The following is a 5,007-nucleotide window of genomic DNA, read 5'->3' as shown; positions in this document are numbered from 1 at the left end:
TTCCGGGTCGACGTGGTGCCGGGCGAGAAGGTCGGCGCGCCGGTGCAGCTGCGGCTCGCGCCCTCGCTGCCGTACTTTCGCGGCGCCGCCGACGCAGTCACTCTGAGCGGCGGCGGGCAGCTCGTGCTCGACGTCGACGTGTTGCCCGACGGCAGCGGCGAGAGCGTGCGCGTGTCGGGCGCGGTCTCGGCCGGCAAGCCGACCTCGACCTACTGGCGCGCGGTGGCGCTGCCCGAGCGCTACGCGGCCGCGGTGCTGCGCGCGCAGCTCGAGGGCCAGGGCGTACGCGTGGCGCCGCGCGTGCGCGTCGGGCCCGCGCCGGCCGAGGCGCACGAGTTACTGCGCTTCCCGGGCGAGCCGCTCGCGCTCCAGGTGCGCCTGCTCGAGAAGTTCAGCAACAACTTCGTCGCCGAGCAGCTGACCAAGATGCTGGGCGCCGAGGTCTACGGCCCGCCCGGCACCTGGGAGAAGGGCACCCAGGCCCTGGCCGCGTGGCTCCAGTCCGCGGGCATTCGCGATCCGGAGCTCGTGATCGCCGACGGCTCGGGTCTCTCGCCGCGCAACCGCATCGCCCCGGCCACGCTGGTGGCGGTGATCCGGCACGCCGCGGCGCGCTTCGACCTGGCGCCCGAGTATCTCTCGGCGCTGCCGATCGGCGGCCGCGAAGGCACGCTCGAGGACCGCATGGGCGGCGGCACGATCCAGATCCGCGCGAAGACGGGTCACCTGCGGCGCGTGGCGGCGCTCTCCGGCATCGTGCCCGCGCCCAACGGCACCACGCGCGTGTTCTCCATCCTGGTGAACGGCGCGCGCGGCGACGCGGAAGGCGTGGACACGGCGATCGACGCGTTCGCCTCGCGGCTCGGCTCGGCGCCGGTCGGTCCGGCCGCGGAGCCCGCGGCCGCGCAGGCGCCGGAGGCCCCTCCGCCCAGCGAGTGACTCACTTCAGGCGCGCGTAGACCTGTTGCACGTACACCTCGGGCACGCGGTCGCCGTCGGCGAGTCTCTTGTCGATCGCGGCCGGGCCCCAGTTGTAGGCGGCGAGCGCCTTCTGCCAGGTGCCGTAGCGCGCGTGCAGGATCGCGAGATAGCGCGTGCCGAGCCGCACGTTGAGCTCGGGCGCGAACAGGTCGTCCGGGCCCGACCAGTCGACGCCGGCCTCGTCGGCGAGCATCTCGCCGGTCGCGGGCATGATCTGCATCAGGCCGAGCGCGCCCACGGGCGAGCGCGCGAAGTTGTAGTAACCGCTCTCGGTGTTCATGACCGCGAGCACCAGGCGCACGTCGATGCGGTTGCGCTTCGACTCGCGCACGATCGCCTGGGCGGTGCGGCGCAGCTCGAACGGCGCGAGCCCGGTCATGTAGCCGGACAGGAGTGTCTCGATCTCGGCGGTGGTCTGCGCCTCGGGCGTCGGCGCCGTGGCGACGGCCTGCGGCTCGGACGGGTCGGGCGTCGGCACGTCGTGGCGCAGCGAGCACGACAGCGCGCAGCAGAGAGACAGGACCACGATCGCGAGCTTGGGTCTCTGCATGCGGGCTAGCTCCACGCGATCGGCAGCGCGGTGCTGTGGATCACCAGTGCGTTGTTGACGGCCGCCCAGGCGGGCAAGGCGGCCAGGACGACCAGGAGCGCGAGCTTGATGCGCGGCGGCACGTGACTCGTGGCGACCAGGAACGCGACGGCCAGCGTCGTCACCACCATCTCGAACACCAGACCCGGGACCAGGCCCATCGTGCCGAACAGCCAGTTCGCGGCGGGGTTGGCCTCGAAGACGTCGTAGCCCGGGACCGGAGCGCGCAGACACAGGAAGGTCGTGGTGTTGTCGGCGGCGTTGAGGAGGACCACCAGGACCCCCAGGGCGATGCGCATCGGTTACCTCCAGCGACGACGGTTCGCGTCGCGGAGGAGCTACAAAATCCGTGCCGCGCGGGGCCTCACGCGCCGAAAGCGAAGGCGCGGCGGGCGGTAGCGCGCTGTCTTGCGCACGCACGCGCGCGCAGTGACTCCTACGGGGTGGGTAGTCGGCTCCACACGAGGGAAACCGGACGGATCAGCGGCGCGAGCGGCCGCCCTTGCCGAGCAGGAGCCAATCGAGCGAGACGCCCTCGCGGACCGCGAGCGTGATCAGGAAGTCGGCGTGCGGCGTCGTGCCGCTCTCGTAGCGGTTCACGTTCTGCTGAAACACTCCGAGCTCGCGGGCGAAGGAGCGCTGAGAGCGGCTGCCGCGAACCTGGGCGAGGCGAGCAGACACGAGCTTCTTCTGCTTCTCGATCGTCGCCTTCGAGTTCCCGGCGCCCTGACTCTTCTTCGCCGCCATCTGCCGCTCCTTTTTCGCTCAACGCCGCCGGTGGGTTGCCGGGTCCGCCAGGGTGCGATGGCACGGGGAACACTCGTGACACCGAGCCATGTCACCTCGACGAGCGGGGCATGCTAGCGAAGGTACACGACGGTTCAAGACATTTGCGACGTGATTTTCCGACGCGTGCGCTAGTTGCCCGTCGGTGTAGGTCTGCGCGCCGCCTTGACCTGCACGGAGCGCTGTTGATACGGTGCGCGACGCTTCGGTCCGTCGAGACGGGGAGCGGAATTTCGATGCGCGTCGTTGCGGGAGAGCTGCGAGGGCGACGCCTAGTCTCCGCCGCGGGCCGCGAGACACGACCGACCTCCGAGCGCGCGCGCGCCGGACTGTTCGACTGGCTCGGACCGCGCGTGGCCGACGCTCGCGTGCTCGACCTGTTCGCCGGCAGCGGCGCGCTCGGCATCGAGGCGCTGTCGCGCGGCGCGCGCGAGGCCGTATTCGTGGAGCGCTCGCGCGCCGCGCTGCGCGCGCTGCGCACGAACCTCGAGGAGCTGGGCGTCGCCGGGCGCGGGGAGGTCGTCGAGCGCGACCTGGCCCGCGGGCTGGGCGCGCGTGTGGTCGAGGGCCCCGCTTTCGACCTCGTGCTCGCCGATCCGCCCTACGGCGGCGGCTGGCTCGCACGCCTGCTCGGATGTGAGACGCTTCCCAGGCTCCTGAATCCCGACGCCGTGGTCATCGCCGAGCGCTCGACGCGCGGCGCCGCGGAGCCCGAGACCGGGCGGCTGCGGCTGCGGGGAACCAAGAGCTACGGCGAGACGGCGTTCGACTGGTACGACAACACGGCTCCCGACGAAGGGGCGGAGCGGGGAAGGGCGGAAGAATGAGCGAGAAGCGCGTCGCGGTGTATCCCGCGAGCTTCGATCCGATGACGAACGGACACCTCGACCTGGTCCACCGCGCGGCGCGCCTGTTCGACGAGGTGGTCGTGGCCGTCGCGACCAACGTCGACAAGAGCGGCGGCACGTTCCCCGTCGACGAGCGCGTGGCGATGATCAAGCACGCCGTGGGCGGACTGCCCAACGTGCGGGTCGACATCATCCAGACACTCCTGGTCGACTATCTGCGCAGGATCGGCGCGCGCATCGTGATTCGCGGGCTGCGCGCGCTCGCCGACTTCGAGTACGAGTTCGAGATGGCGCTGATGAATACGCACATGTTCCCCGAGATCGAGACCGTGTTCCTGATGACGAGCGAGCGCTGGTTCTACGTGAGCGCCTCGCGCGTGCGCGAGCTGGTGCGCTTCGGCGCCGACGTGAGCGAGTTCGTACCCGCCGAGGTGGCGCAGAAGCTGCGCGAGCGGATCGGGCCGAAAAAGAAGGGCTAGGAGTCACCCTCGCGGTCGATCTCGAGCTCCTTCATCTTGAGCTGGAGACCGCGGCGCGAGAGACCGAGCTCCTTGGCGGCGCGGGTGACGTTGCCCTCGGTGAGTCGCAGCGCTTCGAGGATCGCGTCGCGCTCGATGCGCTGCGTGGCCGCGCGGATGCGTTCGCGCAGCGGCGTCGCGCCGGCCGGCACGGGCGCGTCTGGCGCGCCCCGGTCGAGCTCGGGGGGGAGGTCGCGCCGCGTGAGCGTGCTCCCGTCACACATCAGTGTCGCCCGCTCGATCGCGTTCTCGAGCTCGCGGATGTTGCCGGGCCAGGGGTGCGCGCGCAGCGCGTCCATCGCGGCGGGGTCGATCCCGGTCACGGGGCGGTTGAGCTTCGCCGCGAAACGCTCGAGGAACAGCCGGGCCAGCATGGGAATGTCTTCGGGCCGCGAGCGCAGCGGGGGCAGCTCGATCGGCACCACGTGCAGCCGGTAGAAGAGGTCCTCGCGGAAGCGCCCCGCGTTCACCTCGGCGCGCAGGTCGCGGTTGGTGGCCGCGACCAGCCGCACCGACACGTGCACCGTCTCGGTACCGCCGACCCGGTAGAAGCGCCCCTCTTGAATCGCGCGCAGTAACTTGGGCTGCGCCGAGAGCGGCATCTCGCCGATCTCGTCGAGAAACAACGTGCCACCGTCGGCGAGCTCGAACTTGCCCGGCTTGCGCCCGGTGGCGCCGGTGAACGCGCCCTTCTCATAGCCGAACAGCTCGCTCTCGAGCAGGCCCTCGGGGATCGCCGCGCAGTTCACCTTCACGAACGGGCCGCCGCGCACGGCGCTCGCGCGGTGCAGGCTGCGCGCGACGATCTCCTTGCCGGTGCCGCTCTCGCCGCTGATCAGCACCGTCGCGGGTGTGGGCGCGACTCGCTCGATCACGTGGCGCACCTCGCGCAAGAGCACGCTCTCGCCGACGAGCAGGGGCTCGGGATTCTCGTCGGAGGGCAGGCGCGCCTCGCGCGCGGCGAGGCGCCGGGTCGAGACCGCCTTCTCCATCACCTGGCGGATCTCGTCGGGGTCGAAGGGCTTGGTGAGATAGTCGAAGGCGCCCTGTTTCAGGGCCTCGACTGCGCTGCCCACCGTGCCGTGCGCGGTGAGCATGATGACCGGGATCTCCGGATGCTTGCGGCGCACCGCCTCGAGTAACTCGAGGCCGTTCACCTTGGGCATGCGCAGGTCGGTGAGGATCGCGTCGACCGGCTCGCGCGCGAGTAACTCGATCGCCGCGGCGCCATCCGTCGCTTCGAGCGCGCGGTAGCCGTCGCGTTCGAGCAAGGCGCAGAGAACGC

General features: G+C 71.2%; 7 protein-coding genes. 3 read left to right on the top strand and 4 right to left on the bottom strand.

Annotation, left to right across the window (positions count from 1 at the left end):
* Positions 1-939: D-alanyl-D-alanine carboxypeptidase/D-alanyl-D-alanine-endopeptidase (gene dacB / locus VMR86_06135; GenBank protein ID HTO06619.1), on the top strand; the 939-nt coding region annotated here is incomplete at its 5' end.
* 1 nt (position 940) lies between these two features.
* Here the strand turns inward: dacB and VMR86_06130 are convergent.
* From VMR86_06130 to VMR86_06120, 3 genes are all read right to left on the bottom strand, one after another.
* Complete coding sequence (locus VMR86_06130; GenBank protein ID HTO06618.1) at positions 941-1,531, bottom strand: lytic transglycosylase domain-containing protein; 591 nt, start codon at positions 1,529-1,531, stop codon at positions 941-943.
* Positions 1,532-1,536: 5 nt separating this feature from the next.
* Entirely contained in the window at positions 1,537-1,869 is a 333-nt protein-coding gene (locus tag VMR86_06125) for a hypothetical protein (protein HTO06617.1), read from the bottom strand.
* 181 nt (positions 1,870-2,050) lie between these two features.
* Positions 2,051-2,317: a helix-turn-helix domain-containing protein gene (locus VMR86_06120; protein HTO06616.1), complete on the bottom strand. Its 267-nt coding sequence runs from the start codon at positions 2,315-2,317 to the stop codon at positions 2,051-2,053.
* Between the two features lie 110 nt (positions 2,318-2,427).
* On the opposite strand from VMR86_06120, the gene rsmD reads away from it, so the two are divergent.
* Both rsmD and coaD read left to right on the top strand, forming a co-directional pair.
* Complete coding sequence (gene rsmD, locus VMR86_06115; GenBank protein ID HTO06615.1) at positions 2,428-3,183, top strand: 16S rRNA (guanine(966)-N(2))-methyltransferase RsmD; 756 nt, start codon at positions 2,428-2,430, stop codon at positions 3,181-3,183.
* Positions 3,180-3,683 (top strand): pantetheine-phosphate adenylyltransferase, encoded by a 504-nt coding sequence (gene coaD / locus VMR86_06110; GenBank protein ID HTO06614.1) that lies wholly within the window; start codon positions 3,180-3,182, stop codon positions 3,681-3,683. The genes rsmD and coaD overlap by 4 nt, the downstream gene beginning before the upstream one ends.
* On the opposite strand, the gene VMR86_06105 is transcribed toward coaD, so the two are convergent.
* On the bottom strand, positions 3,680-5,007 hold a 1,328-nt coding region (locus VMR86_06105), incomplete at its 5' end, for a sigma-54 dependent transcriptional regulator (protein ID HTO06613.1). The two genes, coaD and VMR86_06105, sit on opposite strands and share 4 nt — an antisense overlap.

This window comes from Myxococcota bacterium (genome assembly GCA_035498015.1).
GTDB lineage: Bacteria > Myxococcota_A > UBA9160 > SZUA-336 > SZUA-336 > VGRW01.
Note: the sequence above shows the minus strand (reverse complement) of the source record. Positions and strands in the feature narration are given on the sequence as shown.